12 protein-coding genes are annotated in these 15042 nt (G+C 62.1%); 5 read left to right on the plus strand and 7 right to left on the minus strand.

What is annotated here, in order from left to right:
- Window positions 1–43 precede the first annotated feature (43 nt).
- Window positions 44–706, minus strand: coding sequence for a phosphoribosylglycinamide formyltransferase (gene purN / locus QA637_RS04045; RefSeq protein ID WP_283063736.1), 663 nt, complete (start codon window positions 704–706; stop codon window positions 44–46).
- Window positions 703–1773 (minus strand): phosphoribosylformylglycinamidine cyclo-ligase, encoded by a 1071-nt coding sequence (gene purM, locus QA637_RS04050; RefSeq protein WP_153441459.1) that lies wholly within the window; start codon window positions 1771–1773, stop codon window positions 703–705. The genes purN and purM overlap by 4 nt, the downstream gene beginning before the upstream one ends.
- A gap of 250 nt (window positions 1774–2023) precedes the next feature.
- On the opposite strand from purM, the gene QA637_RS04055 reads away from it, so the two are divergent.
- The 4 genes from QA637_RS04055 (at window position 2024) to ppx (ending at window position 7646) form a co-directional block, all read left to right on the plus strand.
- Window positions 2024–3145, plus strand: coding sequence for an AI-2E family transporter (locus QA637_RS04055; protein ID WP_153441458.1), 1122 nt, complete (start codon window positions 2024–2026; stop codon window positions 3143–3145).
- Window positions 3146–3170: 25 nt separating this feature from the next.
- On the plus strand, window positions 3171–3860 hold the full coding sequence (hdaA, locus tag QA637_RS04060; RefSeq protein ID WP_283063738.1) for a DnaA regulatory inactivator HdaA: 690 nt from the start codon (window positions 3171–3173) through the stop codon (window positions 3858–3860).
- Between the two features lie 64 nt (window positions 3861–3924).
- On the plus strand, window positions 3925–6111 hold the full coding sequence (locus tag QA637_RS04065) for an RNA degradosome polyphosphate kinase (protein ID WP_153441558.1): 2187 nt from the start codon (window positions 3925–3927) through the stop codon (window positions 6109–6111).
- A gap of 11 nt (window positions 6112–6122) precedes the next feature.
- On the plus strand, window positions 6123–7646 hold the full coding sequence (gene ppx / locus QA637_RS04070) for an exopolyphosphatase (protein ID WP_283063740.1): 1524 nt from the start codon (window positions 6123–6125) through the stop codon (window positions 7644–7646).
- A 124-nt stretch (window positions 7647–7770) separates the two neighbouring features.
- Here ppx and QA637_RS04075 read toward each other — a convergent pair whose 3' ends face one another.
- Complete coding sequence (locus tag QA637_RS04075) at window positions 7771–9129, minus strand: esterase-like activity of phytase family protein (RefSeq protein WP_283063742.1); 1359 nt, start codon at window positions 9127–9129, stop codon at window positions 7771–7773.
- Window positions 9130–9317: 188 nt separating this feature from the next.
- Here QA637_RS04075 and QA637_RS04080 point away from each other — a divergent pair, with 188 nt between their 5' ends.
- Complete coding sequence (locus tag QA637_RS04080; RefSeq protein ID WP_283063744.1) at window positions 9318–9725, plus strand: DUF2000 family protein; 408 nt, start codon at window positions 9318–9320, stop codon at window positions 9723–9725.
- Window positions 9726–9771: 46 nt separating this feature from the next.
- Here QA637_RS04080 and QA637_RS04085 read toward each other — a convergent pair whose 3' ends face one another.
- The 4 genes from QA637_RS04085 to QA637_RS04100 form a co-directional block, all read right to left on the minus strand.
- Window positions 9772–10815, minus strand: coding sequence for an adenylate/guanylate cyclase domain-containing protein (locus tag QA637_RS04085; protein WP_283063746.1), 1044 nt, complete (start codon window positions 10813–10815; stop codon window positions 9772–9774).
- A gap of 167 nt (window positions 10816–10982) precedes the next feature.
- Window positions 10983–12134: a ribonuclease D gene (rnd, locus tag QA637_RS04090; protein ID WP_153436876.1), complete on the minus strand. Its 1152-nt coding sequence runs from the start codon at window positions 12132–12134 to the stop codon at window positions 10983–10985.
- 79 nt (window positions 12135–12213) lie between these two features.
- A complete protein-coding gene (locus tag QA637_RS04095; protein WP_283063748.1) occupies window positions 12214–13614 on the minus strand; it encodes a multicopper oxidase family protein in 1401 nt (466 codons plus the stop codon).
- Window positions 13615–13715: 101 nt separating this feature from the next.
- Window positions 13716–14951, minus strand: a complete 1236-nt coding sequence (locus QA637_RS04100) for an MFS transporter (RefSeq protein WP_283063750.1) — start codon at window positions 14949–14951, stop codon at window positions 13716–13718.
- Window positions 14952–15042: the final 91 nt, after the last annotated feature.

Genomic DNA, 15042 nt, shown 5'->3' on the forward strand with positions numbered 1-15042 from the left:
GCTGCGATTCCGTCCGCCCTCCGGTTGGAAGGGACGGTTGCGATCACATTGCGGGGGAGATGAGCGTGCCCGATGCCTCGCCGACCGCATGGCTTGCGGCCCGGCCATCCTGCATTTCGACCTTGCCCTCGGCGACGAGCCTCAGCGCCATCGGATAGGTCTTGTGTTCAACCGTCAGAACGCGCGCGGCAAGTGTTTCCGCCGTGTCGCCGGCCAGAACCGGAACCGCGGCCTGGGCGATGATCGGGCCGTCGTCCATGCCTTCGGTGACAAAATGAACCGTGCAGCCGGCGAGCCTCATGCCGGCATCGATCGCCCGCTGATGGGTGTGGAGCCCCGGAAACAACGGCAGAAGTGACGGATGAATATTGAGGATGCGGCCCTCATGGCGCTGGATGAAGGCTGCCGACAGCAACCGCATGTAGCCGGCAAGGCAGATGATGTCCGGCTGGAGCCGGTCCAGTTCCGTCAGGATCGCCGCTTCGTGCGCTTCCTTGCTGTCGAAATCCTTTCGGACGAACGAAAAGGTCGGGATGCCGAGGGCGGCTGCTTTGGCCAGGCCACCGGCTTCCGCCTTGTCAGCGATCACGGCAACGACTTCGGCAGGGAAGTCCGGTTCCGCTGCTGCCTTCGCCAACGAAAGCATGTTCGAGCCGCCGCCGGAAATGAAGACGACGACCCGTTTTTTAGCAGTAGTCGCGCTCATAGGGAGAGGCTGCCCCTGTAGATCGTGCCCGCGGCGCCTTCGGCACGCGCGACCATGCGGCCGAGAGTGAAGACCATCTCACCTTCGCCGTTGAGTATCGCCGCTACCTTTTCAGCCTCTGCCGCGGGAACGACGACGATCATGCCGACGCCGCAGTTGAAGGTGCGCAGCATTTCATTGGCGGCGACGCCGCCGGTCTTGGCAAGCCAGGAGAAGACCGCCGGCGGTTTGATCGCATCGAGGTCGATCTCGGCGGCAAGGTGTTTTGGCAGGACGCGCGGAATGTTCTCGGGAAAACCGCCGCCGGTGATATGTGCAAGCGCCTTGATCGCTCCCGTCTCGCGGATAGCCTTCAGAAGCGGCTTCACGTAGATGCGCGTCGGTGTCAGCAGGAGATCGGCGAGCGTGCCTTCGCCGAAGGGCGCGGGCGCGTCCCAGGCCAGTCCCGACAGCCCAACGATCTTGCGCACCAGCGAGTAGCCGTTCGAGTGCACACCGGAGGAGGCGAGGCCGAGGATGACGTCACCTTCGGCAATGTCGCCTGCCGGCAGCAACTGGCCGCGCTCGGCGGCACCGACGGCAAAGCCGGCGAGATCGTAGTCGCCGCCGGAATACATGCCAGGCATCTCGGCCGTTTCCCCGCCGATCAGCGCACAGCCCGCATCGCGGCAGCCGGCGGCAATACCGGCGACGATCGCAGCACCCTGGTCCGGGTCGAGCTTGCCGGTCGCGAAATAGTCGAGGAAGAACAGCGGCTCCGCACCCTGCACGACAAGATCGTTGACGCACATGGCGACGAGATCGATGCCGACTGTGTCGTGCTTGTTCGCGTCGATGGCGATCTTGAGCTTGGTACCGACACCGTCGTTCGCGGCAACCAGCACCGGATCGGTGAAGCCGGCAGCCTTGAGATCGAAGAGGCCGCCGAAGCCACCGATCTCGCCATCGGCACCCGGACGTCGTGTGGAGCGCACATGGGGTTTGATCTTCTCCACCATCAGATTGCCGGCATCGATGTCGACGCCTGCGTCGCTATAGGTGAGACCATTCTTGCCCGACTGGCTCATGCTCGTTCTCCAAGGCTCGTCGAATTTTGCGGAAGCGATTGGCACGGCAGGACAAGGAGTGCAAGCCAACTGCCGGCGCTTGCCGGCTTTTTTTGCCATTTTACCCGCATCCCACCGCGTTTCGCCCGGTAAGGGCCTGATTTGCCTCCGCATGAAGGCGCCGGGCTTGACCAGCATGCGGACCGCGCCCTATCTCGTCCGAATGGATGGAACGCGAGGCGCTTGCGCCGGACGCGGGACGGGGAGCGCAATGGGCAGTCAGGTCAGCGGTGTCAGTCTTAAGCGCCAGGTCGTCTTCTGGCTGCTGGTGCTCGCCGGCTTCATCGTCTTCCTGACGCTCTTCAGCTCGATCCTGCTGCCGTTTCTCGCCGGCATGGCGCTCGCCTATTTCCTCGATCCGGTCGCCGACCGCCTGCAGCGTTTGGGCCTCAGCCGGTTGATGGCGACCATCGTCATTCTTGTCGCCTTCGTCGTCGTGCTGGCGTTGTCGCTGATGATCATCATCCCGTTGATCTTCACGCAAGCGGCTGACTTCGTCCAGAGGATGCCCGGCTATATCGCCAGCCTCCAGGCCTTCATCACCGATAGCCAGACAACGCTGCTTCCGGACTGGCTTGCGGACCAGATGACGGCGATCAAGCAGAATTCGGCCAAGCTGCTCGAACAGGGCGCAAGTTTCCTGGGCACGCTGTTCCAGCAACTGTGGAACTCCGGCATGGCGCTGCTGGACATTCTTTCGCTCTTTATCATCACGCCGGTCGTGGCCTTCTATCTGCTGCTCGACTGGGACCGCATGGTCGACAAACTCGATAGCTGGGTGCCGCGCGACTATGTCGACATCGTCCGCCAGATCGCCCGCGACATGAACACGACCATCGCCGGCTTCGTTCGCGGCCAGGGTTCGCTATGCATCATCCTCGGCCTCTACTATGCGATCGGCCTGTCGCTCGTCGGCCTCAATTTCGGGCTGCTGATCGGTCTTTTCGCGGGCATGATCAGCTTCATCCCCTATGTCGGCTCGATGGTGGGGCTCGTGCTGGCTGTTGGTGTGGCGCTGGTCCAGTTCTGGCCGAATTATCTTACGATCGCGCTGGTGTTGGCCGTGTTCTTCAGCGGCCAGTTCCTCGAGGGCAACATTCTGCAGCCGAAGCTGGTGGGCAAGAGCGTCGGCCTCCACCCCGTCTGGCTGATGTTCGCCCTGCTCGCCTTCGGTGCTCTCTTCGGCTTCGTCGGTCTTCTCGTCGCTGTGCCGGCCGCCGCCGCGATCGGCGTCCTTGTCCGTTTCGGCATACAGCGGTACCTTGATAGTGATCTCTATCACGGGCATAGGACAGAAGCGGAGAAGCGGCCGGAAGGTCAGGAGCCCGGCTGAGCCGCGCCATTGTCCAGAGTACAGCATGACAAGACGTCCGTTCGAACAACTGCCGCTCGCATTCGGCCATGATCCGGCAACCGGTCGCGAGGATCTGCTCGTTTCCGACCGGCTGAGCGCTGCCATCGCCATCGTCGACCATTGGCCCGATTGGCCGTCGCCCGTCGTTATCATCGCCGGACCGGTCGGGTCCGGGAAATCGCACCTTGCCAGCATCTGGCGGGAGAGGGCACGGGCCGAGCCGATCCATCCGGTCGCCGGCTCGGATGCCGCGGACATTGCCGCGAGAAAGCCGGTTCTCTTCGAGGATGCCGATCGCCAGGGCTTCGACGACACGGCGCTCTTCCATGTCATCAACAGCGTGCGCCAGCACGGCACCGCGTTGCTGATGACAACGCGCCTGTGGCCGATGTCATGGCCGGTGACGCTTCCGGATCTCCGCTCGCGCCTGAAGGCTGCGACGGTCGTCGAAATCGGCGAGCCGGATGACGAGCTTTTGACGCAGGTGCTCGTCAAGCTCTTCGCCGACCGCCAGCTTTTCGTCGACGAACGTCTTGTCGGCTATATCGTGGCGCGCATGGAGCGCTCGCTGGAAGCGGCCCAGACGATCGTCGAGCGACTGGACCATCTGGCGCTCGCCCGGGGCACGCGCCTGACGCGCACCCTCGCTGCGGAAGTGCTGGCAGAGCTTGGAAATCCCCACCTGTCCGATTGACTGTCACAGTTCCGTCGTCAAAGTGGGGTAGGTCGCAAGGTTGGAGTAATGGGGTCTGATGGGCATGGATAAGGCGACGTCTGCAATCATCGAACAAGAGACGTCTGCGGAGCAGATAGACCTGCTGACGAGCCCCGAGCGCTTCATCAATCGCGAATTCTCCTGGCTTCAGTTCAACCGCCGCGTTCTCGAGGAGACGCTGAACACGGCGCATCCCTTGCTGGAGCGCGTCCGCTTCCTGTCGATTTCGGCCGCCAACCTTGACGAGTTCTTCATGGTCCGCGTTGCCGGTATCGAAGGCCAGGTGCGTCAGGGGATCGCGCTTCGCAGTCCCGACGGCAAGACGCCGGCCGAACAGCTCGACGATATCCTCAAGGAAATCGACAATCTGCAGATGGAGCAGCAGGCATCGCTCGCCGTGCTGCAGCAATATCTCGCGAAGGAAGACATCCTCATTGTCCGGCCCGCCTCGCTGTCCGCTCAGGACCGAAGCTGGCTCGCCAACGAATTCGATCAGTCGATCTTCCCGGTGCTGACGCCGCTGTCGATTGATCCGGCGCATCCTTTCCCGTTCATCCCCAACCTCGGCTTTTCGATCGGGCTGCAGCTCGTCAGCAAGACCGGCCGCGAGCCGATGACCGCACTGTTGCGCCTACCGGTGGCGCTCGACCGATTTATCCGCCTGCCGGATGTGAAGAACGTCATCCGTTACATCACGCTCGAGGATGTGGTCAGCCAGTTCATCGACCGCCTGTTCCCGGGCTACGAGGTGCAGGGTTCTGGAACTTTCCGCATCATTCGTGACAGCGATATCGAAGTCGAGGAAGAAGCGGAAGATCTCGTCCGCTTCTTCGAGACGGCCCTCAAGCGCCGCCGTCGCGGTTCGGTCATCCGCATCGAAACGGATTCGGAAATGCCCGCATCACTGCGCCAGTTCGTGGTGCAGGAACTCGGGGTTCCCGATAACCGCATCGCCGTGCTGCCAGGCCTTCTTGCGCTCAACACGCTTTCGGAAATCACCAAGGCCCCGCGCGAAGATCTGCGCTTCGAGCCTTACAATCCGCGCTTCCCCGAGCGCGTGCGCGAGCATGCCGGCGATTGCCTGGCGGCGATCCGCGAAAAGGACATGGTCGTCCATCATCCTTACGAATCCTTCGACGTCGTCGTGCAGTTCCTCCTCCAGGCGGCGCGCGATCCGGACGTGCTTGCGATCAAGCAGACGCTCTACCGCACCTCGAACGACAGCCCGATCGTGCGCGCATTGATCGATGCCGCCGACGCGGGCAAGTCGGTGACGGCGCTTGTCGAGCTCAAGGCGCGGTTCGACGAAGAGGCAAACATCCGCTGGGCACGCGATCTGGAGCGCGCTGGCGTTCAGGTCGTCTTCGGCTTTATCGAACTCAAGACGCACGCCAAGATGTCGATGGTCGTGCGCCGTGAGGAAGGCAAGCTCAGGACCTATTGCCATCTCGGCACCGGTAACTATCACCCGGTGACCGCGAAGATCTACACCGACCTGTCGTTCTTCACCTGCAATCCGGTGATCGCCCACGACATGGCGAACATTTTCAATTTCATCACCGGCTATGGCGAGCCGGAAGCGGGCATGAAGCTGGCGGTCTCACCGCACACGCTGCGGCCGCGGATCCTCAAGCATATCGAGGAAGAGATCGGGCATGCAAAGGCGGGCCGCCCTGCCGCGATCTGGATGAAGATGAATTCGCTTGTCGACCCGGAAATCATCGACTCGCTTTACGAGGCAAGCCGTGCCGGTGTCGAAATCGACCTCGTCGTGCGAGGCATCTGCTGCCTGCGTCCGCAGGTGCCTGGCCTTTCCGACAATATCCGCGTCAAATCGATTGTCGGACGTTTCCTTGAGCATTCGCGCATATTCTGCTTCGGCAATGGTCATGGCCTTCCGTCCGAAAATGCACTTGTCTATATCGGCTCGGCGGATATGATGCCGCGCAATCTGGATCGGCGGGTCGAGACGCTAGTGCCTCTCATCAACCGGACTGTGCACGAACAGGTTCTTTCGCAGATCATGCTGGGCAATCTCATCGACAACCAGCAAAGCTACGAGATTCTTCCGGACGGCACGTCGCGCCGCATGGAAGTCGGCAAGGACGCCGAGCCGTTCAATGCGCAGCATTATTTCATGACCAACCCCAGCCTCTCCGGCCGGGGTGAGGCCCTGAAGTCCAGTGCACCAAAGCTGATTGCCGGCTGGAAAAGCGGTTGGCACAAGTAAACTGGAATTGCATGGTAGAATCTGAAGCGCAGGGGCGTCTGCCCGGCATCCGCCCGGTTTCCGTTGTGGATATCGGTTCCAACTCTATTCGCCTTGTCGTCTACGAAGGGCTCAGCCGCGCGCCGGCGATGCTTTTCAACGAGAAGGTTATGTGCGGCCTCGGCAAGGGCATCGATGCGACAGGCCGGATGGCGGATGAGAACGTCGAACGGGCGCTGAAGGCGCTGCAGCGCTTTCGGGCGCTGTCGGATCAGGCGCGTGCCACCACGATGTACGCGCTGGCGACGGCCGCCGCGCGCGAAGCCTCTAACGGTCCGTCTTTCATCGAAAAGGCGGAAGCCATCCTGGGCTGCAAGGTGCATATCCTCACCGGCGAGCAGGAAGCCCATTTCTCGGCCATGGGCATCGTCAGTGGTTATCACGATCCCGACGGGATCGTCGGTGACCTTGGCGGCGGTTCCCTCGAACTCGTCGATGTGAATGGCAAGCGCATTGGCAAGGGCATTACGCTGCCGCTCGGCGGCATCCGTCTCTCTGAACACAGCAACGGCTCGCTGTCGAAGGCGCGGACATGGGTTCGCAAGTTCATGAAAGGGGCGGCCGTGCTCAAGGGCGGAGCGGGGCGCACGTTCTATGCCGTCGGCGGTACATGGCGATCGATCGCCAAGCTTCATATGGAGACGCGCAACTACCCGCTGCATATGATGCAGGGCTACGAGATTTCCTATGACGAGGCGATGTCTCTCCTGCCCGAGGTGATCGAGCCGAAGAACATCAAACCCTCGGCTTACGCGACGATTTCCAAGAGCCGCCGCAGCCTGTTGCCCTTCGGGGCCGTGACGATGCAGGAAGCGCTTGCGATCATGAAGCCGGAGCGCATTTCTTTCTCCGCGCTCGGCGTCCGTGAGGGCTATCTGTTCTCGCTGCTTTCCGAAGCCGAACGCCTGCAGGACCCGTTGCTGACGGCCGCCGACGAGATCGCGATCCTGCGTGCCCGCTCGCCGGAACACGCCCGTGAACTCGCGGAATGGACAGGACGCATGGTGCCGCACTTCGGCGTGGAGGAGACGGAAGAGGAGAGCAGGTACCGTCAGGCCGCCTGCCTGCTCGCCGATATCAGTTGGCGGGCCCATCCGGATTATCGCGGTCTGCAGGCGCTCAACATCATCGCGCACTCGTCTTTCTCGGGCATCACGCATGCCGGCCGCGCCTATATCGCGCTTGCGAACTATTACCGTTTCGAGGGGCTCAACGACGACGGTACCACCGAGGCACTCGCGGGGATCACGACGCCGCGCCTGCTTGAACTCGCCAAGCTTTTGGGCGGCCTGCTGCGCGTTGCCTATCTTTTCTCGGCGTCGATGCCGGGCGTCACGCGCCATCTCGGCTTGCGGCAGTCGCCGCGGCCGGATGTCGATCTCGAATTCATCGTGCCGGCGGCCTATTCCAGCTTCGAGGGCGAGCGCCTGGATGGCCGCCTTCAGCAACTCGGCAAACTGACAGGCAAGAGAGTCGCCTTCCATTTCGAGAGCTGATCCGGTTACGCGATTCGCCGGTAAAGATGCGGCTGCGCGACTTTCGCGCAGCCGCTCTACAGCGCCGCGCGTCTTATTAGACGCGCAAAGGACGCTGTAGCACTTTAGGAACCATGCAGTAGGTTTACTCGGCCTTCAGGAACTCGCCGACTTCCAGCAGCACGAACTCGTTGTCGTCCGCCTTGTCGATGGCGCGGCCAGCGGAGAAGGGGAGGTTGTTGTCGTTGCCGACGACGATGTGGGTCTCGTCGACGCGGTCGACGTTCTCGATGGTGACGAACGGCATGTCGTAGTAGCCGTCACCGCCGCCCTGGCGCTTCCTGTTTTCCGGATCGGCGATCTTGAGGAGATCGATGTAACCGATCTTGCGCACGGCCTTGCCGGCATTATCGTCGGTCATCTCGATCTTGTAGATGCGCTTGAGCTTGGAGCCGACCGCGAAGCAATCTGGCTTCGGATCCTTCGGATCCGCGCATGCCTTGTCGACAGTGCCGGCCCCGTTGTCGCGCTCGATGACCAGCGCGGTCTTCTCGTCGAGCATGTTGAAGTCGCCGATTGCCTCGCCGCCTTCGGCAAGCGGATAGAGCCAGCTGCGGCCCGTCCAGGCTTTGCTCGCGACATCGAGTTCGATGATACGAAGCGCCGGGCGACCGTCGGCCTGCTCGACCGATTCATTATCGATCCAGATCGGCCCTTCGAGCAGGCCATAGAGCTTGCTGCCGTCCTTGGACATCGCCATGCCCTCATAGCCGCCGGAACGCTTCAGGTTGAAGGCCGGCATTTTCTTGGAGGAGTCCGCCTGCAGCGTCAGCGTGGGATTATCGGGCGACATGACCGGCTTGTCGTTGACGACGGTCGGAACGACATCAGTCAGTTTGCCGGCTGTGTCGAATTTCAGGATGTAGGGACCGAACTCTTCACCGACCCAGAAGCCATCGGCGACCGGCTGGATCGATTCCACGTCGAAATCGGCGCCGGTGAGATAGCGGTTGGCCGAGCCTTCCATGACGATCGGGAAGGGCGCTTTGCGGTCCGGATCGGACAGGAAGATGGTCTGCAGCGCCTCGACCTTGCCGGCTTCCCAGTCAATCTTGAGATGGTGGAGCATCAGCATCGCGTCGGTCGAGTTCAGCTTGCTGCCGAATCCATTGTCTGAAAGGCTCCAGAAGGTGCCGTCGGACATTGCCTTGATCCCGGAAAAGCCCTGCATTGGTTGGCCATTGAAAGGCAGCGACAGTCCGGTCGGGCGAACGCCGTCCTTGCCGGGCACGCTGGCGAGTTCCACGGCACGCTTCCGGTCGGCCGTCGTGAATTTCCCGGAGGTCTTGAGATAATCCGCCGCGTCGGCCGGCGCCGCGATGATCGTGTTGGCCGGCAGGATGGCATGTGCCTTCAGCGTCGCCGGAAAGACCTTGTCCTCGGCGAGCGCCGTTGTTGTCATTACAAGCGCCAGCGCCGCGGAGGCGAAAAGTGCTTTCGTCATGAAGTTCACCCTGGGTTGGAGGTCTGAGACCGGTCCCCGATAGGCGTCTTTGATGACGGTTGATTGATGCTTGTCTGACAGCCCCGTGAAGCTTTGGTGACAGGCGATAGCTTGCTCGAACGTTCAAGATCCGCCGCCACTTCGAGCGTTAGTATTGCCTGGAAGAATACGGAGAGAAATTGGTCACGATGTTCGAGACGAAATTTGCAATTGTCCTCAGGGACGACCTCGCGATGTGGCAGAAGCTGAATGTCACAGCTTTCCTTGCCACCGGCATAGTCGGGCAGAAGCCGGAGATTATCGGGGAGGCGTATCGTGATGCCGCCGGCAATCTTTACAACGCATTAAGCATGCAACCGATCATCGTCCTGTCGGCAGGCGGGACCGCGCTCGGCGATATCCAGCGGCGGGCTTTGGCGAAAGATGTTCGCACGTCCATCTATATAGACGAAATGTTCTCGACCGGCCATGACGCCGCCAACCGGGAAGTCTTTTCCAGATCGGCACCCGAGAACGCCCGGGTTGCAGGGATTGCGATCCATGCGGAGAAAAAGCTCGTGGACAAGATCACGAAGGGGGCAAAGCTGCACGGCTAGCGCGGGATGAGGAAAAGTGTGCGCGGTTTTCCGCCCGCATCCCGCGCTAACTCTCAGGATCGGCCGCACAATTCGAGCTGCCCTGAAAGAGGCTTGCGGCCCGAAGAGAGGAGACGCCAAGCTTCTGGCCGCGGCCCTTGACCTCGTGTTCGCCGAGATCCTCGCTTCTGACGGAGGCTGGCAGGCGCATGCGCCGCAGGAGATCGGCGGAAATCAGGATCTGCCGATCGAGCGTTCGGCACAGGCCTTCGAGGCGCGCCGTCGTGTTCACCGTGTCGCCGAAGTAGGTGATCTTGTGCCTGTCGACGCCGATTTCGGCGGCAACGATTGTTCCGCCGTGCAGCGCGGCACGAAGGCGAGGGACCTCTCCGTAATCCTTGCGCCAGCGTTGAGCATCCGTGTCGATCCGGTCGAGAATATCGAAGGCGCAGCGAATGCAGGCGGCGTCGGCGATGGCACGATCGAAGGGCCAGGTAATGACCGCCGCGTCGCCGACATAGTCATCGATGGAGCCGCCGTGGCGTAAGACCGGATCGGCCATGCTTGCGAACACTCTCCCGAGGTATTCCTGGGTACGCAGATCGCCGAAGCGCTCGGCGAAGGAGGTGGAGCCGGCGAGGTCGATAAAGAGGAACACACGCTCCTCTTGCACCGGCTTGCGGTAGCGCCCGGTCAGCAGGCTGAGGAAAACGTCGCGGCCAAGCAGTTCGCGCACTCTCAGGACAAAGATGATCGGCCCGGAGATTGCCAGTGCGATGAGGAGTACGTTCAGCGATGGCATCATCTCGCCGGGGTGGCCCACCAGACGCAGAAGGGACCCGGCGATTGCAAAGCCGGCATAGACGAGCGCGACATAGACCGCAACGGAAGATAGCAGAAAGCCTGGCGTCGAAAGGCCGTGGATCTTTCTGTAGAGGCGCCGGAATACGATGCGCCGTTCGAAGGCGAGGATCGGCATGCAGACGAACAGCGCATAGACCGCGCCGATCAGTCCGCCATCGCCGTAGACCACCCAGGCATAGGCGACGCCGCTGCCCGCGACGACGAGCAGCAACAGGATGAACTCAAGCGTGGAAAATCTCCAGCGCATGCGCCAAAGCCCCGGAACCGGAAAACAAATAGGACAATTGCGGAACGGACAACGGTCCGCAACGCATTCAGGTAGCTCTCCAATGCCGCTCGGCTTGGATCAGCCCTCTCGATTTGTCCTCGCTATTCATGGATTCAGGCGGAAAGTTGTCTGCCCGCCTGCGGCATTCAACCGCGGATTTCCATTGCCTCGATCCGCTTGCCGACGAAGCGCAGCGCGACTTCTCCGTTGATGAGCTTCAGGGCCGTTTCGCCAAAAAGCTCCCGCCGCCAGCCCTTGAGCGCGTCCACATTGGCCTTTTCGCCTTCGGCTGCGATCCGGTCGAGGTCCTCGCTGTTGGCAATGATCTTGGCGGCGACACCTTCCTTTTCGGCGATGAGCTTCAGGAGCACCTTCAGCATCTCGCCCGCCGCCGCCGCACCTTCGGGCGCATGATTCTGGCGTGGCAGGCGCGGCAGCTCTGCCTTCGGAATGGCAAGCGCCTCGTTCACGGCCTCGACGACGGCCGTGCCTGCGCTGGAACGTTCCCACCCTTTGGGGATGGTTCTGAGCCGCCCAAGCGCCTCGGCGTCCTTGGGCTGCTGCTGGGCGATTTCGTAGATCGCATCATCCTTGAGTATCCGTCCGCGCGGGACGTTGCGCGTGCGCGCCTCGCGCTCGCGCCAGGCCGCGACCTTCTGCAGCACGGCGAGCTCTATCGGCTTCTTGACGCGCATCTTCAGCCGCTGCCAAGCGTTGTCCGGGTGCAGGTCATAGGTTTCCGGGCTTTCCAGGATCGCCATCTCTTCGACCAGCCACGACGAGCGTCCCTCGCGGGCGAGTTCTGCGGTCAGATACTGGTAGATCTCTCGCAGATGCGTGACGTCGGCGAGTGCATAGTCGAGCTGCTTGTCCGTGAGCGGTCTGCGGCTCCAATCGGTAAAGCGCGACGACTTGTCGATTTGCTCGTTCTTGATGCGGTTGACCAGTTGGTCATAGGAAACGCTGTCGCCGAAGCCGCAGACCATCGCCGCGACCTGCGTGTCGAAGAGCGGATGCGGGATAAGGTTGCCGAGGTGATGGATGATCTCGATGTCCTGGCGCGCGGCGTGAAAGACCTTGACGACGTCCGGATTGCCCATCAGCGCAAAGAACGGTGCGAGGTCGATTCCGGGCGCCATCGGGTCGACGATAACGGCCAGATCGGGGCTCGCCATCTGGATCAGGCAGAGCTCCGGCCAGAACGTCGTTTCGCGCAGGAATTCGGTATCGATCGTAATATAGTTTGATTGGGCCAACCGTTTGCAGGCGGCCTCTAGATCTACTGTCGTTTGGATCATCGGGTTTTTAATCACTGTGGCAAAAATGCGGCTTGCCCTTCCGTGTATCGTTTCGCGGCGGCGGTCACAATCGAAATTGTCAGACCACCTTCAAATAACCCGTCATCCCGGTCTTTTGATGTTCGATGATGTGGCAGTGGATCACCCAGTCGCCGGGGTTGTCCGCAACCAGCGCCACTTCCGCCTGTTCGTCCGGCAGAAGCAGGATGGTGTCCGTCGGCGGCGGCAGGAAGGTCCGCTTGTTGGAATTCAGAATGCGGAAGCTCAGGCCATGCAGGTGGATGGGGTGCGCGTGCGGCGTGCGATTGGAGATCTGCAGCACATAGCTTCTTCCGAGCTTCAATTCCTCGATCGGCGCGATCGGGTCGGGCGTATCGCCAGGCCAAGGGACCTTATTGATCGCCCAGAACGTGTAGCCGAGCGAGCCGCAGATCGAAGGTGTCGGCTTGTGCTCGGCCGTTGCTGTCAGTTCGATCGGAATCCGCTTGGCGATGGAGACGTCTGCTTCGGCGATCGGATTGCCGGGCAGGGGGCCAACGTCCCGCAGGTCGCGCTTCAGCGAGGTTCCAACCGCCCGAAAAGTGGCGATGGTCCAGGGCCGCGAGCCGCGGTCGTTGCTAAGCTTTGCTGTCTGGCCTTCACTCTCCGGCATCCGCATGACGATATCCAGGCGCTGCCCCGGCCCCACATCAAGGCGATCGAGCAGGAAGGGGGTGTCGACCGGATTTCCGTCCATGGCGACGACTTTCGCAGCCGCGCCGTCGAGCGCCATCGTGTAGATACGCGTTACGTCCATGGCGGCAATCCTCACCCGAACGAGACCGCCGGCGGGCGCCTCGAACACTGGCTCGCGCTGCCAGTTCGTCGTCCTGACAGTGCCATAGGTGCCGCCCCGGGCGGCATCGCGGGGCCTGAATGGGTCGATGAACTTGCCGCCTGCCCCGAGCCGCCAATCGCGGAGGGTAAGGACGATTTCGGCGTCGAAGACCGGGTCCTCGGGATTCTCGACGACGATCACACCCGCAAGCCCGCGGCCGATCTGCGTCAGCGTGTTGCAGTGCGGGTGGTACCAGAAGGTACCGGCATCGGGCGGAGTGAAGACATAATCGAAGCTGTCGCCGGGATAGACGTAGGGCTGGGTGATTTCCGGCACGCCATCCATCGCGTTGGCGATCCGCAGGCCGTGCCAATGGACCGTCGTCGGTTCGTCCAGCCGGTTTACCAGTCTTGCCGCATAGGCCTCGCCTTTGCGCATTCTCAAGACAGGAGGCATGCTGGCATGAGCGGCCTCGCCGAGCCCGTAGGTCATGACTTTGGGCGTCACGCCGTCGGCTGCGATCTTCGCATCCGCGAACTGGGCCGTCAGGACTTGCGGATCGGGAGAGGCGCCGGCGCGCGCGGCAAAGCCGGCGCCCAGCGCGAAAGCGCCTCCAAGCGCAGCCGAGCCCTGGAGAAACGTTCGGCGGTTCAACATCGGCATCATGACGTCCCGTGGTGCGGATAAGCGACCGGGCCGTTTCTAAACCTGATTTTCATGATCAGCAATTCGCCCCGCCGGTCATCTTGCCGCAGATTGCCCGGTCATGCGTCCTCTCGCGGGTGGCCGCCGGCAAGCTTGTTGAAGAAGGACGATGTGCGAAGGAGATTGCGAAACGGCATCGCACGCTCTTCCGTCGGAACCGGTGCACGCGCCGTCATGCGCCGGAGCGTGTAGAGCATGAACAGGGCGAGGATCACTGCGGTATAGATGAAGAGTGCCTGCGGTCCGTAGAGCTCGAGCATGAAGGAGGCGAAGAGCGGGCCGATGATCGCGCCGAGCGACCAGAAGAACAGCATGCCGGCCGAGACCAGCGCATGCTGCCCCTCGGCCGCATGGTCATTGGCATGGGCCGAACAGAGCGAGTAGAGCGGCATCGCGAAGGCGCCGAAGGCGAAGATGCCGGCAAAATTCAGCCACTCGTCACTGCCCGCGCCGAAAGCGAGGAAGAGCCCCGCCAGAAGCGAGCCGAGCGTCGCGATCAGGATGATCAGCCGCCGGTCGATCTGGTCGGAATAGTGCCCGAGCGGATATTGCAGCACCACGCCGCCGATGATGCCCGCGCTCATGAAGGTCGCGATTGCTGTGACAGACAGACCGATGCCCTGGCCATAGATCGGTCCCAGCGAACGGAAGGCGGCGTTGGTGAGGCCGACGACAATGCAGCCGACCGTCGCAAGCGGCGAGATGTTCCACAGCGCCTTGACGTCGAAGCGGATCGCTTCCGGCGCGACGGGACTTGACCGGTCGGCGAAGGAGATCGGCACCAGCGAGAGCGTCAGCGCCATCGAGATGATCGCGAAAAGCTCGAACCCGCCTATGCCGACACCCGGAATCACATACTGCGCGGCGGTGACGGAACCGAGATCGACGAGGCGGTAGATGGAAAGCGTGCGCGCCCGGTTGGCGTTGGTGACGCTGGCGTTCAGCCAGCTCTCGACAGTCGCAAAGAGGCTCGCGAAACAGATGCCGGCAACAAGCCGCATCAGGAACCAGAACCAAGGGTCGATGAGCAGCACCATCGCAAGGGCCGCTGCTGACGCGATCGCGGCCATCGCCGAGAAGGTGCGGATGTGGCCGATCGCCCTAAGGATGCGGGTGACGTAGACGCAGCCGATGGCAAAGCCGATATTGTAGCCGGCGCCAACGAGCCCGATCAGCGAGGTCGAAAACCCCTCATCGAGCGCTCGCAAGGAAATGAACGTTCCCTGCAAGCCGTTGCCGCCGATGAGGATGCCTGCGGTGACGAGAAGCGGGATGAGCGGGCGGATCTGGGACATGGGGGCAGAAGCATCCGGATAATGGCCGCGACTCGAAAGGGAAAACGGGCCTGCTTCTTGTTTAGCGGTGGGCCACCGTCGGCGACAGTCG

The organism is Sinorhizobium terangae, from assembly GCF_029714365.1.
Lineage (GTDB): Bacteria > Pseudomonadota > Alphaproteobacteria > Rhizobiales > Rhizobiaceae > Sinorhizobium > Sinorhizobium terangae.

Coding starts and splice junctions, on each gene's coding strand:
- QA637_RS04055 (WP_153441458.1), top strand. CDS start 2,024: ATGGGCAGTCAGGTCAGCGGTGTCAGTCTTAAGCGCCAGGTCGTCTTC.
- QA637_RS04095 (WP_283063748.1), bottom strand. CDS start 13,614: ATGCCGATGTTGAACCGCCGAACGTTTCTCCAGGGCTCGGCTGCGCTT.
- QA637_RS04065 (WP_153441558.1), top strand. CDS start 3,925: ATGGATAAGGCGACGTCTGCAATCATCGAACAAGAGACGTCTGCGGAG.
- hdaA (WP_283063738.1), top strand. CDS start 3,171: ATGACAAGACGTCCGTTCGAACAACTGCCGCTCGCATTCGGCCATGAT.
- ppx (WP_283063740.1), top strand. CDS start 6,123: ATGGTAGAATCTGAAGCGCAGGGGCGTCTGCCCGGCATCCGCCCGGTT.
- QA637_RS04085 (WP_283063746.1), bottom strand. CDS start 10,815: ATGCGCTGGAGATTTTCCACGCTTGAGTTCATCCTGTTGCTGCTCGTC.
- QA637_RS04075 (WP_283063742.1), bottom strand. CDS start 9,129: ATGACGAAAGCACTTTTCGCCTCCGCGGCGCTGGCGCTTGTAATGACA.
- purM (WP_153441459.1), bottom strand. CDS start 1,773: ATGAGCCAGTCGGGCAAGAATGGTCTCACCTATAGCGACGCAGGCGTC.
- QA637_RS04100 (WP_283063750.1), bottom strand. CDS start 14,951: ATGTCCCAGATCCGCCCGCTCATCCCGCTTCTCGTCACCGCAGGCATC.
- purN (WP_283063736.1), bottom strand. CDS start 706: ATGAGCGCGACTACTGCTAAAAAACGGGTCGTCGTCTTCATTTCCGGC.
- rnd (WP_153436876.1), bottom strand. CDS start 12,134: ATGATCCAAACGACAGTAGATCTAGAGGCCGCCTGCAAACGGTTGGCC.
- QA637_RS04080 (WP_283063744.1), top strand. CDS start 9,318: ATGTTCGAGACGAAATTTGCAATTGTCCTCAGGGACGACCTCGCGATG.